The following is a 20,253-nucleotide window of genomic DNA, read 5'->3' as shown; positions in this document are numbered from 1 at the left end:
ATTGGGTTATGCCATTTTTTCTTCACGCCACAGGCCGAGCACCTGCTGCATCGGCCGATCCGAAAAGCTGAAAAGAATGCAGTCGCTCGCCGCGCGCAAGCGCAGCGGATGCCAGGACGGCACCACGAACACATCGTTGAGCGCGAAGTCGACGCTGACGCCGCCGATTTCCGCGCTGCCGCTGCCCTCCAAACAGACGTAAACCGTGCTGTCGGTGGCGCGGTATTGTTTGGTCTCGAAGCCGGCCGGCAGGTACTGGGCAAACGCGCCGATGGTGGGCATCGGCGAGGCGCCGGTGGCCGGATTGACATAGCGCAGCTTGTGGCCGAAGTGGGCGTCGATGGCGCCGCGGGCAATGCCCATCAGCGACTCACGCGTTTTGCTGAACGGGTAGACGAACACCTTGGTCGGCTGCGACGCGGTCTGCTGAAAATCGACCGGCAGCATGTTGTTGCCGTAGCGGGCCAGCGCGTCCCCTTCAGGACGCGCTGTTTCCTGCGTCGCGGCCGCGCCGTGCTCGGCGAAACCTGCATCGAAGAAGCGCACCGTCGGGATATCGAGTCCATCGAGCCAGACCACCGGCTGGTCGCCCAGGTTGCCGTGATCGTGCCAGGTCCAGGCCGGCGTGATGATGAAGTCGCCGCGCCGCATCGTGGTGCGCTCGCCGTCGACTGCCGTGTACGCGCCTTCGCCGTCAAGCACCAGGCGCAGCGCTGATTGCGCATGGCGGTGAGCCGGCGCGACTTCGCCTGGCATGATCAACTGCAGGCCGGCGTACAGCGACTGGGTGATTGACGAATTGCCGCGCAATGCCGGGTTCTCGAGAATCAGCACGCGGCGTTCCGCCTCGGCCGCCGTGATCAGGCGCCCTGCCTCCATCACGTGGTCGCGCACATCGGCGTAGCGCCACAGAGCCGCCTGCAGCGGCGAGGTCGGGGTTTTCGGCACCAGCGCGCCGAGGACTTCCCACAAGGGTGTCATGTGCTGCTGGTCGATCCGCTGGTAAAACTCCTGGCGGGCAGTGGTGGTCATCGCTTTGTTCTCCTGTCTTCTTAAATACCGCTTGGGTAAAACGCGTCGGCGTGGACGTTCAGCGCCGGCACGCCCTTTTTCTTGGCGAGCATGGCCGCCGACTCGACCATCGGCGGCGCGCCGCACAGATAGGCGCGCCATCCAGTCAGGTCGTCCCAGTCGGCGTTGAAGGCGTCCGTCACGAGACCGGAGCGCACCAGCGGATCGTCGTTGCCGCTGCTGATGACGACGTGCACGTGCAGATTCGCGTGGCGTTGCTGCAGGTCGGTGAGCCATTCGAGGCCATAAACGTCTTGCGGGCTGCGCACGCCGAAATAGACGTGAATCGGATTCTCCATGCCCTGGGCGAGCGCGCCGCGCACGATCGACAGCACTGGCGCCAGGCCCGTGCCGCCGGCCACGCACAGCATCGGTCCGGTGTGCTTCGCGCGCAGGTAGGCGGTGCCGAGCGGGCCGCTGACACGCACCGCGTCGCCCACTTTCAGCTGCTGTTCGATGTAGCCGGTGACGCGGCCGCCTGGCACCAGCCGCACGTGAAATTCGAGCTCACCGCTGCCGGGCACATTGGCCATTGAATACGGGCGGATATGGTCGGGCGTGAACTGCAGGTTGGCGTACTGGCCGGACGAAAATTCCAGTGGCTTGGCCGGCGCCAGCCGCAGGCGGCGGATGTCGTGCGTCAGCGTGTCGACGGCCGTGACGGTGGCCTTGATGATGCGGGCGGGATGAATGACGATTTCGTCCGTATCAGGCACTTCGATGACGCAGTCGCCAGTCAGCACGCTCATGCAGGCCAGCACGTAACCCTCATCGTCCGGATGGGTGATCTTCGATTCGCGCCCGTTCTCCAATACCTCACCCTTGAGCACCTTGCAGCGGCAGGTGCCGCAACGGCCTGCTGTACAGCTGTAGGAAATCGGTACCTGGTGTTCGCGCAGGGTGGCCAGCAGGTTGGCGCCCGGCTCCGCGTGAAGCTTGCGGCCCAGAGGTTGTACGAAAAGTTCCATGACGACGTCCGCTGCGAAAAGAGAAAGTGGTTCGAGTATAGGAAGTCGGGTAATATAAATAAATAGCATTCCACGAATGTTCTACATCACGAACCGCAATACTACTTTTGCCATGGAATTGAAAAATATCGATTTGAACCTGCTGCTGGTGTTTCATCAGCTTCTGGCCGAGCGCAGGGTGTCGAAGGTCGCCGAGACGCTCGGGATGACCCAGCCCGGTGTCAGCAATGCGCTGAAACGGCTCCGGGTCGTGCTCGGCGACGAACTGTCCGTGCGGACCGCGAAGGGCATGGAGCCGACACCATATGCGGCGCAGCTGGGCGAGCCGATCGGCTACGCGCTATCGACCATTTTCGATTCGCTCAATGAGGGGGTGCGCTTCGATCCTGGTACCAGCAGCCGGAAGTTCAAGATCGGCATGACCGACATTGGCGAGGTATATTTCCTGCCGGCGCTGATGGCAGCGCTGCGCCAAGTTGCGCCCGACGTGACGATCAGTACCGTGCGCAACACCGCCGTTAATTTGCAGGACGAGATGGAAGCGGGGCATATCGACATGGCGATCGGCTTGCTGCCGCAGTTGAAGTCGGGTTACTTTCAGCGCAAACTATTCCGCCAGCGCTACGTGTGCATGTTTCGGAAAGGTCACGAGCTCGACAAAGCCAGCATCACGGTCGAAGAATTCGAGCGCGCCGAGCATGTGGTGGTGGTCTCCGGCGGCACCGGGCATGCGATTGTCGATCAAACGATCGAACGGCTGGGCATCAACCGCCGGGTATGCCTGACCGTTCCGCACTTTGTCGCGGTCGGCCATATTTTGTCGGCCAGCTCGATGATCGCGACGGTACCGGAGCGGTATGCCATGGCCTGCATGAAGCCGTTTGGCTTGAAATACGTCACGCATCCCTTGTCGTTGCCGGAAGTGAGCATCAACATTTTCTGGCACGCGAGGTTCAACAAGGAGCCGGCCAATCAATGGCTGCGGCGCCTCATCTTCGAGCGGTTCGCGGACGGTGGAGTGATCAGCGCCGCATAAAGTGAATCGGCACCATGGATCACGAGTCGCTGTTCTGGAGTGCGCAGGATGTCGGGCGCGGTCGCCGACGACAGGTTCAATCGACGTGCGCGGCTGCGCCGACACCGGTTGTGGCAAAGCGCTCCCGATACATCCTCGGTGGGATGCCCAGCTTTTTCAGGAAAACGCGCCGCATGTGAGCCTCATCGCTAAAGCAGGCGCGCGCTGCAACGGTCTTGAGCGACAACGCCAAGTCTGCCAGCAACTGTGTGGCCCGCTCGAAGCGACATCCTTCGATGAACTCCTGGGTGCTCATTCCTACCTCCTGCTGGAACGTGCGGGCAAAGTGACGTTCGCTCATCAATGCCTTCTCCGCCAATTGCGCCACGGTGAATCGTTCGTGAAGGTTTTCCAGTATCCAGTTCTGCAGCTCGCGAATATTTGGCCGCGCCGTTCGCTCGCTCAGCAGGTGTGCGCTAAATTGCGACTGCCCACCCGGGCGCTTCAAGTACACCACCATTTCGGTGGCCACTTCCAGGGCCAGGTCGCGCCCGAAATCGTCTTCCACCATCGCCAACGCGAGGTCGATGCCGGCGGTGACACCGGCCGACGTCCATAGGTTATCGGCACGCAGGAAAATGGCGTCAGCATCGACCAGCACCGAAGGAAAGTCGGCCTGCAGGCGGTCGGCGACGCTCCAATGCGTGGTGGCGCGCTTACCATCAAGGACTCCGGCGGCAGCAAGGAAAAACGCACCCGAACACAGAGCGGCCAGGCGCGTGATGCGTGGACTCACTTGTGCGACCCAGTCGACAATGGCGGCGCCGTCCGCCAGCGCCGCCTGGATATGCCGGGCGCCGACGATGATGGCGCTATCGGGCAGCGCCAGTGAGCTCAATACTTTGGTCGCTTCCAGCGACATCAACGTGTCCGATGGCACCAGGCCCAGATCGATGGATGCGATGCGCACGTCGTATCCAGCAGGCCGGCCACGACGCTGCAAATGCAAGTTGGCATACTCGAATACCGACATCGGCCCGATCGCCTCCAGCGCTTTGAATCCCGGGTACACAACCATGTCGAGGGTGATTGTGGTAGTTAAAACTGTGCTGTTCATGTGGAGGCGCTTCTACCTTGTAGTATCCCGAAATTCCGGTCATTGTGCCACCAATTCCTGCCATTCGCGGGCGAGCTGCGCCTTGCTCGACATGCTCCCCGGCATAATCGTGGTCTGTAATTCACCCCCGGTTCATAGCAAGGAAAATATGAAAACCAAAGCAGCTGTTGCATGGCAGGCTGGCAAGCCATTGACGATCGAAGAAGTCGATCTGCAGGGCCCGCGCGAAGGCGAGGTCCTGATCGAACTCAAGGCCACCGGTATCTGCCACACCGATTACTACACGCTGTCGGGTGCGGACCCTGAAGGCATTTTCCCCGCGATCCTGGGCCACGAAGGAGCCGGCATCGTCGTCGACGTCGGCCCGGGCGTGAAGACCTTGAAGAAAGATGACCACGTCATTCCTCTGTACACACCGGAATGTCGTGAGTGTAAATATTGCCTCTCGCAGAAGACGAATCTGTGCCAAAAAATCCGCAGCACGCAAGGCCGCGGCCTGATGCCCGATGCCACCAGCCGGTTCTCACTGAACGGCAAGCCGCTGTTCCACTACATGGGCACGTCAACGTTCTCGAACTACATCGTGGTGCCGGAAATCGCCCTGGCGAAAATCCGCGAGGACGCACCGTTCGACAAGGTGTGCTACATCGGTTGCGGCGTGACCACCGGGGTCGGCGCGGTGCTGTTTTCGGCCAAGGTTGAAGCCGGCGCCAACGTGGTCGTATTCGGACTTGGCGGCATCGGACTGAACGTCATTCAGGCGGCCAGGATGGTCGGCGCCGACAAGATCATCGGCGTCGACATCAATCCGGCTCGCCAGCAGATGGCGCGCAAATTCGGCATGACGCACTTCATCAATCCGAAGGAAGTCGACAATGTCGTCGACGCCATCGTGCAGATCACCGACGGCGGCGCCGACTACTCGTTCGAGTGCATCGGCAACACGACGACCATGCGCCAGGCGCTCGAGTGTACCCACAAGGGCTGGGGTAAATCTTTCATCATCGGCGTCGCCGCCGCCGGCGAGGAAATCTCGACCCGTCCGTTCCAGCTTGTCACCGGCCGCGAGTGGCGCGGTTCGGCCTTCGGCGGCGCCCGTGGTCGCACCGACGTGCCGAAGATCGTCGACTGGTATATGGAGGGTAAGCTCAACATTGACGACCTGATCACGCACCGTCTGCCGCTTGAGCGCATCAACGAAGGTTTCGACCTGATGAACAGTGGTGAATCGATTCGGTCGGTCGTCCTTTATTGAGGATACCCGATGCGTCGCAATCGTTCAGCAGACGACAACAATCTTGCCTCCGGCCTGATTCGATTCCATCAGCCGATGCGCATCGACAATGTCGTCCAGCTTGAAAACACGGGCGGCTGCTACCGGCAGCCGCCCATCCGCTACCTGGTCGATTAGCTCCTGCAATGGCATCGCAAGGAAATCGGCGACGCCGCCTGAATAGGTCGTCAGCGACACGCCGGTCGGGATGACATCCATCGGCGCGAATTGTGCAAACGACCAGCGGTCACCGACCATGCCCGCCATGCAGACGATGCCCGGTTCCTGTACCGCCGCCAGCGAGTCTGCCAGCGTCGTCGTGCCAATCAGCTCGAGCACCTTGTCGGCGCCGCCCTTCCACGCCCCTCGAACCGTTTCGGCAACGGCGCCATCGTCGAGGAAGAAGTGATCGGCGCCGCTCGCCCGTACTAGCGCCTCGCTCGAGGAATGTCGCGAGGTTGCGCCGACCTGCACACCGTGCGCCCGCGCGATGGCCGCCGCGGCAAGCCCGATCGAGGTAGTGCCTCCCCGGATCAGCAGCCGCTCGCCAGGCTGGAGGCGCAGTCCACGAAACAATGCCCCCCAAACGGTCTGAAGCATTTCCGGCAGCGCACCGAGTATTTCCCATGGCAAGTCAGTGCGTACCGCCCGCACCTGCCCCGCGGGTACGCACGTATATTCGGCATAGCTGCCGTCGAATGCGCGGCCCATGCCACCCATCACTGTCGCGACCATCTGTCCCGGCGCGAATTCGCCGCCTGGCGCCGCCGCGACCGTACCGACGGCCTCTATTCCCAGGATGCGAGGAAAGAGGACGTTCGGCGAATGGCCCTGCCGCGTGAAAAGCTCAGAACGGTTCAGGCCGAACGCCGCGACACGGATCAGCAGCTCGCCCCGCTGCGGCACAGGAACGGGCCGGTCCTCAATCTTCAGTGCCTCCGGTCCGCCAGCGGCATGGATGACCGCCGCCTTCATCGTCGTCGCAATTGCCATCATTTTTCCTGTCCGTAGAAGTCGGGGTCTTGCTTGAGCAACGCGAGAATCTGCAGGCGCGCAACCACCTTCAATTGTAGCGGCCATTCGCGCCGCCAAGGCTGTAGCGGCCAGCTCCGAGCAGTGCAACCGTAACAGCAGCGATAAAAAACATGCCCTGCAGTTCAAGCGCCCAGCCGCCCGTCTCGTTAATAGTGAAGAACTGGCTGGTATGTACAAGCAGCACTGCCACAAGCATATTGATGGCCACCACCAGCGCGGCAGGACGGGTGAATATACCGGCCAGGATCATCAGCGGTGCGATCACCTCTCCCACGTAGACCAGGTAGCCCAGCGCCGCCGGGGCACCCGCCTTGGCCAGCATGTCGCCCACGAAGCCGATGCCGCCGGTGAGCTTTGCGTAGCCATGGAATAGCAAAATGATTGCCAGTGCTGCACGCAAGACAAGCTTGCCCGCATCGTCGGTATTGGTATGGATCGTCGTATTGGTTTGCATGATTGTTCTTTCTGTTGAATTAAGTATGGGAAGCGTCGGACTGGTCCAGTTGGCCGCCCAGCCATTGTTTGAAATCGCCTGTCATCGCCATGTCCAGCGAATGGCCGGCCTGGTACTCCTGGTACTGCAACGGCACACCGAAGCGATCGAGCACCTCCTTGGCATGCCGGGCAAAATGAATCCCCAGCTTCTGGTCCTGCACGCCGTGACTGACGAACGCGCGGACCTTGCCCAGCGCCGGTCCCGCCTGCACCAACGGCATCACTTCCGGCAAGATGCGCCCGCTCAGGATACCGAACCCGGCGACGTCGGCTGGCGCCGTGAGCCCGACGCTGGCGCTCATGATGCCGCCCTGGCTGAAGCCGGCAATCCAGATCCGCGCCGGGTCGATGTCGTGTTCGTTCGGCAGTTGCTCGATAAAACGGAGCAGCTTGGAGCGGGAAAGCTCGGCCTGCGCGGCGTTGATCGACGGGCCGTCTTGCGTAAAGCTCACCTGAAACCAGCCGAATTGCATCGGGCCGAACTCCAGCGGGCCCCTCACCAGCACCACCGCCAGCTGCGGATGCATCTGCCGCGCCAGGTCAATGAAACCGGCCTCGTTGGCGCCCACGCCGTGTAGCAAAATCAGGCACGGCGCCTTGCCCTGCCCTGTTGGGGCGGTTTGGATCCGATAAACCAGTCCGGACACGGGTTCGATCCGTGTGTCATTCAAAGTGCCAGTCATGTCAGTCCTTTCGTTAGTTGAATGCGTACGCGTCCATTGCCAGCACGCCGTGCTCGACACTTGAATGCAGCAGCTGCGCCTTCGCCCCAGCGCCAGCGGCGCCCATCGCCACAAACAGCGGCAACAGATGCTCCTCGGTTGGATGATTCTTAACAGCTGACGGCGCCCTCTTGCGATAGTCCAGCAGGGCCGCGCCGTCACTTGCCTCCAGCTGCTCACGCATCCAGAGTTCAAATTCGAGCACCCAATGAGGCGCGGGCGCGTCGACCTGCTGGCCGCGGAACTCGGACAAGTTATGGGTCAGCGATCCGGAACCGATCACCAGCACGCCCTCGTGCCGCAACTGCGACAAGGCGCGGCCGAGCTTTTCGTGAGCAGATGGATCGGCGCCTCGCACCAGCGAGATTTGCAATACCGGCACATCGGCATCCGGATACATCAGGCTGAGCGGTACCCAGGCGCCGTGGTCCAGGCCGCGTTGCGCGTTGCGCCCAACGGCGATACCGGCTGCTTCGAACAGCGACGCCGCTCGCTCGGCCAGTTCTGGCGCCCCGGCAGCCGGGTAGCGAATATCGAACAGTGCCTGCGGAAATCCACCGAAGTCATGAATCGTTTCCGGCTGAGCGGCAAGGGACACGGCTGGGCTGCCCGAGGTTTCCCAGTGGGCGGAGATGACGACGATCGCTTTTGGTCGGGGCAAGCTCTGCCCCAGGCCCTGCAAGAAGCGCCGCGCAGGACTATCCTGCAGCGCCAGCATGGGTGATCCGTGCGATACAAAGATGGTTGGTAACGGGGACATGTTGCACCTCCTGTGAAGATGCAACCATGGTATATAGATTTAAATCGTTGATAAAGACGCGCTGAGGGACTAAACTATTTCCTTTTACTTGACAATGGCACCATGGATCTGTTCGGATCAATGAAAATGTATGTAGCCGTCGTCGAAGGGGGAAGCTTCGCTGCGGCTGCCAGCAAGCTCGACATCTCGCGCGCGATGGTATCGAAACAGATTCAGAAGCTGGAAGAGCATCTGGGTACGCGCCTGATGAACCGCACCACGCGCCGGCTCAGCGTGACCGAAACCGGCCGCGCATTTTACGAGCGCAGCGCCCAGATCATCACCGATGTCGAAGAGGCCGAACAGATTGCCGGCCAGATGACGAGCACCCCGCAAGGCGTGCTCCGACTGACGATACCGCTGTCGTATGGGCAGCATCGGCTGGCGGCCATCATCGGCGCATATACCCAGGCCTACCCGCAAGTGCAACTGGATATTTCGCTTAGCGACCGCAAGATCGACCTGGTCGACGAAGGCTTCGACCTGGCGATCCGCATCGGCGCGATGCCGCAGTCAGACCTGATCGCGCGAAAAATCGGCGGCGTGCATAGCATAGTCTGCGCCGCGCCCGCGTACCTGGCCCGGCACGGCGCACCGCAAACACCGGCGGAGCTGACCGGGCACGCGTGCCTGGGCTACACCCTCACCGGCAGCGGCGCCGAATGGCGGATGGAAGGCCCCGACGGCGCGGTAACTGTCGCCATTTCCGGTCCAATACGGGCCGACAACGGCGACATCATTCGGCTCGCGGCGCAAAGCGGCGCCGGAATTGTCTTCCAGCCCCACTTTATCGTCGGCGACGACATAGATGCTGGCAGGCTGGTGCGTTTGCTGCCGGACTGGCAGTCGGCTGAACTCGGTGTGTACGCCGTCTACCCCAGCCGCAAACACCTGTCAGCCAAGGTACGGACCTTCGTCGATTTTATCGTCGCCGCGCTCGCGGTCTAGCTGTTTGACCTGGCGGCACCAAAGGTCGCGACCACAAAATCGACAAAGCTGCGCAGCTTGGGCGTCATCTGGCGGTCGGGGGCATACAGCAGATGCAGCGGCCTTGCCGGCGCCGCATGTTTCGGCAGTATCCTCACCAGCCTGCCGGCCGCGATCTCCGGCTCGATCAGCTCGGCGGGCTGCAACAGCACTCCCGCGCCGGCGCGCGCGGCGACCAGCAATGCCTCACCGCTGTCGACCATCAGCCGGCCCGCCACTGGCACCGTCACCAGCCCGCCCGGTCCGTCAAAGGTCCAATGCGTGCGCAGCTCCGTATAGGCAAAGCCGAGGCAGGTGTGACTCGCCAGGTCCATCGGCTTGTGGATCTTGGCGTGCGCCTCGAGGTACGACGGTGCTGCGCACAGTATCAGCCGGTAGGGCGCCAGGCGGCGGGCAATGCGGCTGCTGTCGTCCAGTACGCCGACGCGAAATACCGCATCGGCTCCCTCTTCCAGGGCATCGATATAGCGATTCGTCAGCGCCACCTCTACCTGCACCTCCGGGAAAGCCGCCATGTATTCGGTCAGGCGTGGCATCAAGGCGTGGATGCCGAAGGTGACAGGCGCATTGATCCGCAAAAGCCCACTCGGCGTGACCCGGGAATCGGCGGCGAGGCCTTCGGCAGAGTCGACTTCTGCGAGGATGATCTTCACCTTTTCATAATAGCTGGCGCCGATCTCAGTCAGGTGCTGTCTGCGCGTGGTGCGGTTAAGCAGCTGGACTCCAAGATGCTGCTCCAGCATGCGCACATGTTTGCCGACGAGCTGCGGCGACATCCTGAACACCTCCGCCGCGGCGGAAAAGGACCCCATTTCCACCGCTTTGGCGAACACGCTCATGCTCAGTAATCGATCCATTGGAAACGCCCTATTTCAAGTGATACATTTTAATCGATATTTATCCTGAGCCGTTTGCAGTTCATAGTGAGGCTTGGCGACTTCGGGTGCGCCTGCCGAGATCGAACGCGCTCATCAGGATGTGCCGGCGATCCATCAACCTATCCCATCGACTCCTGGAGCAAAGATCATGAAACCCATCCGTCTCGCCCTTGGCGGCGTCGCCCTCCTGCTTGCTTGCGCCACTGCGGCAGCCGCTCCCGCGCAGACCGTATTAGGCAAAGATTTCACGTTCCCCAACGCGATCGTGGGGCTGCCGTCGAAGCTGTCCGATTTCAAGGACCTGCAGATCAATCACTTCAGCACCAACGACGGCGTCAAGCTCGCCTACTGGGAAGCCGGCACAGGCAAGCCGCTGATCTTTATTCCTGGCTGGTCGGCCAACGGCGCGCAATACCTCAACGTGATGTACTTGCTCAGCAAGCGATACCACGTGTATGTGCTCGACCCACGCAACCAGGGCCTGTCGCAGCATGTCGACTACGGCAACCGCATCTCGCGTTTCGCCACCGACCTGAAAGAGTTCGGCGACCATCTTGGCATCAAGAAGGCGGACTATGTGGGCTGGTCGATGGGCGCATCGGTGCTGTGGAGCTATATCGACCTTTACGGCACCAAGGGGATCGGCAAGGTCGCCTTCATCGACGAACCGCCGTCGATCTACAGCCATGCCGACTGGACCGAGAAGGAACGGCTGGAGGCCGGCGCGATCACCAGCGACGCCGAGCGCATGATCGATTCGTTCACGTCGCCGAAGGCGCCCAACAAGATGGTCGTCGACAGCCAGGCGTTTCAACGCGCAACGCTGATGGACTCCCCCTACTACCAAAATTCGGAATCGTTCGCGCAAGCGTTCGTGAAGAATGATATCGAGGCCCTGAAGCGCGTCATGTTCGACCATGTCACCAACGATTGGCGCGACATCATCAGCAAGCGCATCAATGTACCGACGGCGATCTTCACCGGGGTTTACAGCGACTCGCTTGCCGCCCAGCGCTGGATCCACTCGGCGATTCCGAACAGCGTTCTGCACGTCTACGCGGCAAACGAACAAGGCGACCATTTTCTAGCGTTCAAGAATCCGCTCAAGTTTACGGCCGAGCTCGACGCGTTCCTCGCAAAGCCCAAATAAATCCAACATCACTTATCACGACTTACTTCTGGAGATTCCATGTCCGTTTCAGCATCAATCAAGGCCCGCACGTCCGCCAGCAGCTACGATCCATCCCGTCAGATTTCCGAAGCCGAGATTGACGAACTGATCGAACTGGCCACCCAGGCGCCCTCCGCCTTCAATCTGCAAAACTGGCGCTTCATCGCGGTGCGTAGCGCCGAGGGCAAGGCACGCTTGCTGCCATTGGCGTTCGGCCAGCCCAAGATCATCGAAGCGGCCGTCACATTTATCATCTGCGGCACGCTGGAGGAGCATCTGACGCTGCCGGCAGCACTGGCACCTACCCGCGACGCCGGCATCATTGACGAGGCAACCTATAACGGATGGGTAGGCGCAGCCCAGAATATGTACGGCGCAAGCGAAACCACGCAGCGAGACGAGGCCATCCGCTCCGGCGCACTGGCGGCCATGACGCTGATGCTGGCGGCGCAGGAAAAGGGCCTGGTGTCGTGCCCGATGATCGGATTCAATCCGGCGGCCGTGGCCGATGCGTTTCGGCTGAAAGCGACGGATGTACCGGTGATGATGGTGACGGTAGGCTACCCGGGACCAGCAAATTGGCCGAAGAAACCGCGCAAGCCGGTCGGCGATGTATTGACGTTCGCCTGATGAGGATCTTGCGGCGGCGGCCATCCACAAGCATGCATTCATGAGGATAGCAATGAACCTTTCACTTTATACCATCGCCATGCTCGCGGAGCGCCTGGAGCGGGCGGAGCTCACCGCCACAGCCGTGGCAAAAATCACCGACGACCATCCGGGCATGGACCTGGACGAGGCCTACGCCATCCAGGATGCAATCCGTGCGGCCAAGGCGGCGCGCGGATCGCCGGTCGCTGGCCTGAAAATGGGGCTGACGTCAGGCGCTAAAATTGCCCAGATGGGCGTCAAGGAGCCGATCTACGGCTTCCTCAATGGCGAGCACGAATACCAGAGCGGCGCAGCTATCCCAACCGCCCGGTTCATTCATCCGAAGGTAGAGGCCGAAATCGGCTTCGTGCTGAGCCGTCCCCTGCAAGGTCCGGGTTGTGACGTTGACGAGGTGTTGGCCGCTACCGCTTACGTGGTGGCCGCCGTGGAAATCATCGATTCGCGATACGAGCATTTCAAATTCGACGTCGCAAGCGTTATCGCCGATAACACCTCGGCCGCAGGCTATGTCACCGGCAGCGTTCGCCACGCCGCCACCGGACGCGACTTGCAAAGTATCGGCATGGTGCTGCGCAAAAACGGCGTGGTGACAGCAACAGCGACCGGGGCCGACGTACTGGGACACCCGGCCGCAAGCGTTGCGATGCTGGCCAACATGCTCGGCCAACGCGGCCGGGCAATACCCGCTGGTGTGCTGATACTTAGCGGCGGCGCCACTGAAGCGATACAGGTCGCGGCGGGCGACCAGATCAGCGTCGAGTACCAGTGGCTCGGTACTGTATCGATGCAATTCACCTGACCGCCCCGGTGACCGCGGGGGGAGACTACAGCGGAACGATGGTCTTGATCCAGAACGCCGCGCCCGAGGCCCGGTTGCGCACATCGTACTGACGTTCGTATTTTGCAGTAATCATCCATCCCTGTGCGGTCTTATAGCGCACCGACGGCCCGATCGCAAAGGCGCGGCCGCGGTTGCCTTCTACCGTACGGTCAGCGAGCTTGTCGTCAGTTACCTGCCGATACACATATCCGCTGACGCCGGCGACAAAGCCATTGCCCAGCCCCCATCCCAGCGCGTAGTCGGCATGCGCTTCCTGACCGGATTGGTAGCCGGTGTCCTTGTTGCGGAAATTGTAGTCATACATGAGCTTGATGTCCGCGTTCAATCCCTTTTCCTGGATATAGGAAACGGCCACCAGCGGCTCGATATTCCAGTGGTTGCGGCCGATGCTGGCGACATCGTTGCGATCATATTGGCCCGTGGGCGCATTGGCTTCGAGCGCCAACACATAGTGCAGCTTGGGCGACACGTGATAGCCAAGCGCCGCCGCCAGGTTCAGGTCGCCGATGCCAGTATTGCGGCCGCGATTGGCGCCGACCTGCACATCCACGTTCAGCACTGGAACGATCGCGTGCACGGCCAGTTGCCCGCCGAGCAGCTTCTGGCCCGTGACCCAGATGAAGCGCGGAATCACCCCGGCAACGTGGACGCGAAAACCGCCCACCGCAGAAGCGATGTCGTTGCCGCGGCCGTCGCGCAATTCCGTGGCCCGATAGCTGGTGGCGTACACCAGCGGATAAAAGCCTGGCGGTGGCATTGCGCCGACCAAAAAGTTTTCGACGCCATTCGGGTAGATGCTGCCTCCGCCCTCGGTGGCGGCGGCAGGGGCGCAGAGGACCAGCCCGAGCATCGCCGCTGCGGTCGCGTGGCGCACCGCGTTCGTTCGCTTGCTGTTTTTCATTCCATTGTCTCCAATTTTTATTGTATTTATCAGAACGGGTACTGCTGAACTTCCGGTTCAATGGTGATCCACTTGAGGTCGGTGAACTCGTCGATCACCGCGCGCCCGTCAAACTTGCCATAGCCGCTGTGCTTGGTCCCTCCGTACGGAGCTTGGGCTTCGTTCTGCACGGTCGCGCCGTTTACATGCACGCAGCCGGCATCGATGCGCAACGCCACTGCGAACGCACGCTGCACGTCGCGGCCGAACACGCTCGACGACAAGCCATAGGCGGTGTCGTTGGCCACCCGGATCGCCTCTTCCACGCCTGACACCCGCACCACCGTCGTGATGGGTCCGAAGGTCTCCTCGTCATAAATGCGCATGGCGGGAGTGACGTGGTCCAGTATCGTCGCAGGCATCACGGCGCCGTCGGCGTGGCCCCCACAAACGAGCAGCGCGCCCTTGCTGACGGCGTCGTCGATCAGCGTATTGAGGCGAGCGCCGTTGTCCGCGCTGACCATCGGCCCGATCACGCAGCCTGCGGTCGTTGCGGGGTCGCCTGCGGGCAGCTCCCTGGCGCGGGCGACATACTTCGCCACGAATGCATCGGCAACGGCTGAATCGACGACCAGGCGTTCGGTCGACATGCAGATCTGGCCCTGGTAAAGGAAGGAACCGAAAACCGCAGCCTTGACCGCTTCGTCGATATTGGCATCGTCGAGCACGACGAGCGGCGCCTTGCCGCCCAACTCCAGCAAACAGCGTTTCAGCTGGGTCGCCGCTTTTTGCGCGATGATGCGTCCAACCTTGGTGGAGCCGGTGAAGTTGATCCGCCGTACCGCCGGGTGGGCGATCAACGCATCGATGATTTCGGGGGCGTCGGCCGGCGCATTGGTCAGAAAGTTGAGCGCGCCAGCTGGCAAACCTGCCTCCACCAACGCTTCAGCGACCATCAGGTGGGTACGGGGACTCGCTTCCGATGCGCGGAACACGACTGTGTTCCCGCAGGCGAGCGGATAGGCGATCGCGCGCGCCGCCAATACCACCGGGCCATTCCAGGGCACGATGCTGAGCACCACACCGACAGGCTGGCGCACCGTCATCGACAGTGCGCCCGGCTTGTCTGTGGGGATGGTTTCGCCCTGAATCTGCGTCACCAGCGAGGCCGCTTCGCGGAACAGGTTGGCCGCCAACATGACGTTAAATCCGCTCCACAATTCAGAAGCGCCGACTTCTTGCGCCATCACGCTGATGAATTCAGGCGCTTTCGATTCCAGCACGTCCGCCGCTTTCAGCAGGATGCGGCGCCGCTCGGTCGGGCCGGTCAGCGACCAGGTCTTGAACGCCATCGCAGCCGAATCTACCGCCTTGACGGCATCTTCGACCGTTGCAGCGGCAGCGACCGTGACGGTCTTGCCTGATGTCGGGCTGACCCTTGCGTAGGTGGCGCCGCCGACAGCGGCAACATGTTCGTTGTCGATAATGAGTTTGGTTTCCATGCTTGTCTCCGTTAAGTGTACGTATCAGGTTTCTGTCTTCAAAATTTCAGCCATGCGTTCGCCGATCAGCACGCACGTCGCCATGGTCGCCACCGACACGATGCGCGGCATGATGGAACTGTCCGCGATGCGCAGCCGCTTGATGCCATTAACGCGTAGTTTGCTGTCGACGACAGCCCGGTCGTCCTTGCCCATCCGGCAGGTGCCGCTCTCGTGGAAGTAGGTGGTGGCGCCGTTACGGATGAAATCAGTCATTTCCTGGCCGCTGAGCTTCTTGCCAGGGGCGACTTCGCGTTTCGATAGCTGACGCAGTGGCGCGGCGTTGCCGATGTCGCGGCACATCTCGATGCCCACCGCTAGCGCCTTGACGTCGTCCGGGTGGCTCAGGAAGTTGGCATGCACCAGCGGCCGGTCGGATGCCTTGGCCGAGCGCAGCGCGATGTGCCCCCTGCTTTTTGGCTGGACCAGTCCAGCGCACAGCGCCCAGCTGTTCGCCGGCGGGCTGTAGCGTTTCGCCACCACCTCGCTGGCATACGGCAGCTCGATCTGCACCAGGTTGAGGTCCGGCGGACCAGTCCTGCCGCGCCTGCTGTGCATGAAGCCGGATGCTTCGGCGCCGCTGTTGCGCAAATCGCCCGGCAGGTTGGACTCCCATAAACAGGCGCCATGCAGTATGTGGTCCTGAAAGTTCTTGCCCACCTCCGGCGAATGCACGACGGTCTTGATACCGTGGCGTTTGAGTTCCTGCTGGTCGCCGATGCCACTGAGCATGAGCAGCTTGGGGGTATTGATGGCGCCGGTCGAAAGGATGACTTCCCGATTCGCCCTGACCCTGAATGGCTGGCCATCGCGGACGAGCTCGCCGCCGACCACTTCATTGCCAGACAGGCTGAGTCGGTCGACATGCGTGTTGACCAGCAGCGTGACGTTTTTCTGTCCAAGCACGGGATACAGGTAGGCTTGCGCCATGCTGTGCCGCTGCCCCTCTTTGATGATCTGGTTCATCAGTGCGAAGCCCGCATCACGTTCCTCGCGCACGCCATTCAGGTCATCGAAAACCGGCAGGCCGAGAGCGGCGCACGCCTGCAGCATGGCAGGGGCGATGGGTGCCGGATCGTGCGCCGGCTGGCACCAAACCGGCCCGCCCTGTCCACGATAACGTGCGTCGGGCTTGCCGCGCCAGTCTTCCACCCGCCGGTAGATCGCCAGCGCATGTTCGTAGCCCCAGGCCTGGTCACCGGTTGCCGTGACCCAGTAATCGAGATCCTTCTTGAACGGCCGCGACCAGATCGTTGCATTGATGCTGCTACCGCCGCCGACAACCCGGCCCATGTGTTCTGGAATGGCCCGGTTGTTGACGTGGATAGAGCGCTCGGCCACGTCGCCCCAGTCGCGCGGCGTACCCAGGTTGGTGAACCACACGCGCGGATCGGCGACCGACGGAGCGGTGTCCCAGTCGCCGGCCTCGACCAGTAGGATGCTGACGCTGGCGTCAGCTGCCAGGCGGTTGACGATTGCGCAACCGGCACTGCCCGATCCGCAAACAATATAGTCGTAGGCAGCGAGCAGCGTCTTGGCGCGTTCGGCCTGATTGGCCCGGATCGCGTCGAGCTGGTCGGCCAATGCCGGCACGCCTGCTCCGAACAGGCCGGCTGCGCCCATGAATCGCAAAAAGTCGCGTCGGTCGATGCGCCCTGTGATGAAACTCGCCTCCAGCGCTGCTTGGCGGTGATCCTTGATAGACATCGTCTCCTCCGGTTGTCACGAAGTACCGTTCGCCGGACAGGGATCTGCCGGCGGGCACTTCGAATCGGACCGTGCTGCCCTCTGATGGGGCAATAGCTGGGTCCGTTCGAACCAAAGAATAGGTGGAGAAAATGTTCTCGTCTTACGGGTTGCGGCCACCGCTGACGGATAAATGCCAGAATTTTGGCAGCGGCCAATGCCGGCGGCTATCTGATCAGGACAGCGCCTTACGCTGACGCGTCTGGGACGGCGTTTCGCCGAAGGCCTCTCGATATTTCCGATTGAATTCGCCAAGGTGCCGGAAGCCCCAGTGATAAGCGATGTCAGCGATCGTCTTTTGCTGAAGCGTTGAAAGCGCCAAGTCGGCTTTGACGCGCTGCAACCTCAATCCATGCACATACTGCATCGGCGTCGTGTCGCTGGCCTGGTGAAAGGCGCGCGTCAGCGAGCGGATGCTGCACGCTGCAGCGTCCGCGATGTCGGTGAGCCGAAGATCGGATTCAAGGTGGTCATTGATGTATTCCACCGCCTGCCTGAACTGGCGCGGCGATACTTTGCTGATCCGGCTCACCGGGTCGGCATGGTAATTGCTCGGCTGAATGCTCAGCAGTGTCAGCATCAGCAATTCTTCCATGCTGGCCAGTTCCATCGACGACGGAGTGCACGCGGCCGAGGTGTTGAGCGTCGCGACGACGAAGCGCAGCAACGACGTCCACCGGGCGCCGGCATCTGGCCGAGACATCAGATAGTCGAACCTCAACGGCCCCGCGGGCGCCTGATCGTGGACCTTGAAGGCAAACTCTTCAAACCGACGACGGTCAAAACGCAGCTTCAATACCTCCGTGTCGACACCGTAGAGAAACGTTGGCGCATCCTCTTCGTGAGAAACGAAGGTCGCGCCAGTGTCTATGCCGTGTGTACCGCCGCGCAAGGCTACCCCGGCTCGGCCGGCGATCGCCGTGGTCACGAGCAAGGCACCTGCCAGCCCCTGCGGCTCGATGTCCACCGTCCTGCCGAACTTGAAGGTGGATACGGCCACATGGCCGCACGAGGCAGCGCGGACGTACACCGGCTCGACGCTGGACACAATGCCTGCCCGCGGGCGCGCAAAAAAGTGTCCCTGCAGCTGCTCGATGGCTGGACTGGCTTCTGCGAGATCGCAGGTGTTCACTTTCGTAAACTGATCGGACAATCTTAAACCAGCTTCGCTCTCAACCATGTCGCTGTCTCCCCCAGTATCAATGCGATACGATGCCGCATTATTCTCTTAATCCAAACGCCCTTGCTTGGCCAGCTTCACAAGTGTATCGACGACATGACGCACCTTTGGTCGCAGATGGGCCGTACGCGGCCACACTGCATGGACGTCGATCGACCGTTGCGTACGAACATCGAGCACCGTCACCAGCTTGCCTGAATCGATGTATTGACGCAACAGGGCGAGCGGCATTTGGCAAAGGCCGATGCCAGCCAGCGCTGCATCGACCATCGCCTCGCCGTCGCCGATCTGATAGGTCGGCGGTGGTGCAAACCGAGCGGCCTGTCCGTCCACTTCGATATGCCATGCAAGCGGACGGCCGCGCCGGTAGCCGACGATGCAGCGGTGTCCGGCAATGTCGACTGGTGAAAGTGGCGTGCCATGCTGGCGCAAATATTCGGGGGTCGCGCAGATCACCCAGCGGTGGCTTGTCAGCTTGCGCGCCATGAGGTCGCTCGAGTCCTCCAGCGTGCCGAAGCGGATCGCCAGATCGACGCCCTCCTCCACGAGATCGATCACGTTGTCGCTAAAGGTCAATGTCATCTGCAAGGCCGGGAACGCCGTGCCGATGTCGAGCAAAATGGGCAACATCACTTTGCGCCCGAACGCCGCCGGCATGTCGATGCGCAGCCGCCCGGACGGTACCGCCAAGCGCGCGCCGAGGCTGCCCTCCGCCTCCGAGATCCCTTCCAGCGCGCGGGCGCACACCGCGAAGTAGGCTTCGCCATCGGCGGTCAGCGACAGCCGCCGGGTCGTGCGATGAAACAGCTTCACGCCCAGCCGCTCTTCCAGTCGTGCGACGGCCTTGCCGACGGCGGACTTGGAGACGCCCAGCTGTTCTCCGGCCTGGGTAAAGCTTTCCGCCCGCGCTACCGCAACGAAAGTGACGATGCCGCTGAGCGGCTCGAACGCAACCATTTGTGTTCCGTGGCCAGAAAAGACCTTAATTGTAGACATAAAGTTGACGCTATGGCGAGTCCCGGCCTGTTTATCTTCTTCCGCTCCTACCTTAAGCTATGTTTTTTACTCACCTGGAGAATATGATGCCTGTCGTAAGAGTTACTTGGTTTGAAGGTAAGGACGCCATCGCCAAACAAGCAGTGGCCGCCGAAATCACCGAAAGCATCGTCAAGCATACCGGCACCGATGCGAGCTACATTTATGTCGTGTTCGAAGACGTCAAGCCATCCGACTGGGCAGGCGCAGGCAAGCTGTATGGGTGACGAGCCGTTCTGGCTGTTTACACTGGACGTCAAGCCAGGAAAATTCGACGAATTCAAAAGCCTCGTGGCAGATATCGTCGCATCGACTCTAAAAGAACCGGGCACGTTGGCGTACCAGTACGCGGTCACTGAAGACAAGCGTTCAGTGCATATCTACGAACGCTATCGGGATTCCGAGGCGTTTGTAGTGCATGTGGAACAAAACTTCGCTGGCTACGCCGACCGATTCCATTCCATGGTGACGGTGAGGTCGCTGGTTGTCTATGGTGAACCAAACGCCAAGGCGCGCGCGGCGCTTGACACATTTAACGCAACCTATATGACCTTGTTCGACGGCTTCACGCGTCACTAGCGTGACCAGAACGTTTTTTCAGTCTGGTTTCAGGATGCCGCAAGCGATTCAAAAGTCGTTCTATATCGTCGTTATCAGGTGACAACCGCTCACATTGACAGTGAACACTCGATCACGCTGGCGGTGGCCGTCAAGCTAGTTGTCGCCTAATATAGTCGTTATGCTGCTTTCTTTTGCAGCACGGTTTCCTCTACTCGGGCGCCATCACTGATGGTCTTTTCCGGATTGAGGTGGACGACGGACACTGG

At 61.3% G+C, this 20,253-nt stretch carries 21 protein-coding genes; 8 read left to right on the top strand and 13 right to left on the bottom strand.

From position 1 onward, the window contains the following. Window positions 1-6 precede the first annotated feature (6 nt). Both gtdA and CR105_RS18385 read right to left on the bottom strand, forming a co-directional pair. On the bottom strand, window positions 7-1,032 hold the full coding sequence (gene gtdA / locus CR105_RS18390; RefSeq protein WP_099790845.1) for a gentisate 1,2-dioxygenase: 1,026 nt from the start codon (window positions 1,030-1,032) through the stop codon (window positions 7-9). A gap of 20 nt (window positions 1,033-1,052) precedes the next feature. After that, window positions 1,053-2,039 carry a 2Fe-2S iron-sulfur cluster-binding protein gene (locus CR105_RS18385; protein WP_099790843.1) on the bottom strand — a complete coding sequence of 329 codons (987 nt, stop codon included), beginning with the start codon at window positions 2,037-2,039 and terminating at the stop codon, window positions 1,053-1,055. 112 nt (window positions 2,040-2,151) lie between these two features. Between CR105_RS18385 and CR105_RS18380 the strand changes: the two genes are divergently transcribed. Beyond that, the gene (locus CR105_RS18380; RefSeq protein ID WP_099791036.1) at window positions 2,152-3,075 is read left to right on the top strand and encodes a LysR family transcriptional regulator; all 924 of its coding nucleotides are present in this window, start codon (window positions 2,152-2,154) and stop codon (window positions 3,073-3,075) included. Window positions 3,076-3,151: 76 nt separating this feature from the next. Here CR105_RS18380 and CR105_RS18375 read toward each other — a convergent pair whose 3' ends face one another. Further along, the gene (locus tag CR105_RS18375) at window positions 3,152-4,171 is read right to left on the bottom strand and encodes a GlxA family transcriptional regulator (RefSeq protein ID WP_099790841.1); all 1,020 of its coding nucleotides are present in this window, start codon (window positions 4,169-4,171) and stop codon (window positions 3,152-3,154) included. Window positions 4,172-4,319: 148 nt separating this feature from the next. Here CR105_RS18375 and CR105_RS18370 point away from each other — a divergent pair, with 148 nt between their 5' ends. Beyond that, window positions 4,320-5,426, top strand: a complete 1,107-nt coding sequence (locus tag CR105_RS18370; protein ID WP_099790839.1) for an S-(hydroxymethyl)glutathione dehydrogenase/class III alcohol dehydrogenase — start codon at window positions 4,320-4,322, stop codon at window positions 5,424-5,426. 24 nt (window positions 5,427-5,450) lie between these two features. On the opposite strand, the gene CR105_RS18365 is transcribed toward CR105_RS18370, so the two are convergent. The 4 genes from CR105_RS18365 to CR105_RS18350 all read right to left on the bottom strand — a co-directional run bounded on the left by CR105_RS18365 (window position 5,451) and on the right by CR105_RS18350 (window position 8,456). Beyond that, entirely contained in the window at window positions 5,451-6,440 is a 990-nt protein-coding gene (locus CR105_RS18365) for a zinc-binding alcohol dehydrogenase family protein (protein WP_229414001.1), read from the bottom strand. A gap of 67 nt (window positions 6,441-6,507) precedes the next feature. Next, on the bottom strand, window positions 6,508-6,933 hold the full coding sequence (locus tag CR105_RS18360) for a DoxX family protein (RefSeq protein WP_099790837.1): 426 nt from the start codon (window positions 6,931-6,933) through the stop codon (window positions 6,508-6,510). A gap of 19 nt (window positions 6,934-6,952) precedes the next feature. Further along, window positions 6,953-7,657, bottom strand: coding sequence for an alpha/beta hydrolase (locus CR105_RS18355; RefSeq protein ID WP_099790835.1), 705 nt, complete (start codon window positions 7,655-7,657; stop codon window positions 6,953-6,955). Window positions 7,658-7,670: 13 nt separating this feature from the next. After that, window positions 7,671-8,456, bottom strand: a complete 786-nt coding sequence (locus tag CR105_RS18350) for a dioxygenase family protein (RefSeq protein ID WP_099790833.1) — start codon at window positions 8,454-8,456, stop codon at window positions 7,671-7,673. 102 nt (window positions 8,457-8,558) lie between these two features. Here CR105_RS18350 and CR105_RS18345 point away from each other — a divergent pair, with 102 nt between their 5' ends. Then, window positions 8,559-9,443 (top strand): LysR family transcriptional regulator, encoded by an 885-nt coding sequence (locus CR105_RS18345; RefSeq protein WP_180288234.1) that lies wholly within the window; start codon window positions 8,559-8,561, stop codon window positions 9,441-9,443. Here CR105_RS18345 and CR105_RS18340 read toward each other — a convergent pair. Next, the gene (locus tag CR105_RS18340; protein WP_099790829.1) at window positions 9,440-10,339 is read right to left on the bottom strand and encodes a LysR family transcriptional regulator; all 900 of its coding nucleotides are present in this window, start codon (window positions 10,337-10,339) and stop codon (window positions 9,440-9,442) included. The two genes, CR105_RS18345 and CR105_RS18340, sit on opposite strands and share 4 nt — an antisense overlap. A gap of 169 nt (window positions 10,340-10,508) precedes the next feature. Here CR105_RS18340 and CR105_RS18335 point away from each other — a divergent pair, with 169 nt between their 5' ends. Genes CR105_RS18335 through CR105_RS18325 form a run of 3 tightly spaced genes read left to right on the top strand, consistent with a single transcriptional unit; the run spans window position 10,509 to window position 13,002 of the window. Then, on the top strand, window positions 10,509-11,510 hold the full coding sequence (locus CR105_RS18335; protein ID WP_099790827.1) for an alpha/beta fold hydrolase: 1,002 nt from the start codon (window positions 10,509-10,511) through the stop codon (window positions 11,508-11,510). Window positions 11,511-11,549: 39 nt separating this feature from the next. After that, on the top strand, window positions 11,550-12,161 hold the full coding sequence (locus CR105_RS18330) for a nitroreductase family protein (protein ID WP_099790825.1): 612 nt from the start codon (window positions 11,550-11,552) through the stop codon (window positions 12,159-12,161). A 52-nt stretch (window positions 12,162-12,213) separates the two neighbouring features. Beyond that, complete coding sequence (locus tag CR105_RS18325) at window positions 12,214-13,002, top strand: fumarylacetoacetate hydrolase family protein (RefSeq protein ID WP_099790823.1); 789 nt, start codon at window positions 12,214-12,216, stop codon at window positions 13,000-13,002. A gap of 25 nt (window positions 13,003-13,027) precedes the next feature. Here CR105_RS18325 and CR105_RS18320 read toward each other — a convergent pair whose 3' ends face one another. The 5 genes from CR105_RS18320 to CR105_RS18300 all read right to left on the bottom strand — a co-directional run bounded on the left by CR105_RS18320 (window position 13,028) and on the right by CR105_RS18300 (window position 19,348). After that, window positions 13,028-13,945, bottom strand: a complete 918-nt coding sequence (locus tag CR105_RS18320; protein ID WP_218968721.1) for a SphA family protein — start codon at window positions 13,943-13,945, stop codon at window positions 13,028-13,030. Between the two features lie 29 nt (window positions 13,946-13,974). Further along, window positions 13,975-15,426, bottom strand: a complete 1,452-nt coding sequence (locus tag CR105_RS18315; protein WP_099790821.1) for an aldehyde dehydrogenase — start codon at window positions 15,424-15,426, stop codon at window positions 13,975-13,977. A gap of 24 nt (window positions 15,427-15,450) precedes the next feature. Then, a complete protein-coding gene (locus tag CR105_RS18310; protein WP_099790819.1) occupies window positions 15,451-17,172 on the bottom strand; it encodes a GMC family oxidoreductase in 1,722 nt (573 codons plus the stop codon). Between the two features lie 214 nt (window positions 17,173-17,386). Continuing rightward, window positions 17,387-18,391, bottom strand: a complete 1,005-nt coding sequence (locus CR105_RS18305) for an AraC family transcriptional regulator (protein WP_099790817.1) — start codon at window positions 18,389-18,391, stop codon at window positions 17,387-17,389. Between the two features lie 48 nt (window positions 18,392-18,439). Then, a complete protein-coding gene (locus CR105_RS18300; RefSeq protein WP_099790815.1) occupies window positions 18,440-19,348 on the bottom strand; it encodes a LysR family transcriptional regulator in 909 nt (302 codons plus the stop codon). A gap of 122 nt (window positions 19,349-19,470) precedes the next feature. Between CR105_RS18300 and CR105_RS18295 the strand changes: the two genes are divergently transcribed. After that, window positions 19,471-19,653 (top strand): tautomerase family protein, encoded by a 183-nt coding sequence (locus CR105_RS18295; protein WP_229413999.1) that lies wholly within the window; start codon window positions 19,471-19,473, stop codon window positions 19,651-19,653. Next, window positions 19,646-20,005, top strand: coding sequence for a putative quinol monooxygenase (locus CR105_RS18290; RefSeq protein ID WP_099790813.1), 360 nt, complete (start codon window positions 19,646-19,648; stop codon window positions 20,003-20,005). The genes CR105_RS18295 and CR105_RS18290 overlap by 8 nt, the downstream gene beginning before the upstream one ends. Window positions 20,006-20,253: the final 248 nt, after the last annotated feature.

The organism is Massilia eurypsychrophila, assembly GCF_002760655.1.
Classification (GTDB): Bacteria; Pseudomonadota; Gammaproteobacteria; order Burkholderiales; family Burkholderiaceae_D; genus JAFCUW01.
The sequence above is the reverse complement of the archived record's forward strand: the minus strand, read 5'-3'. Positions and strand labels throughout refer to the sequence as shown.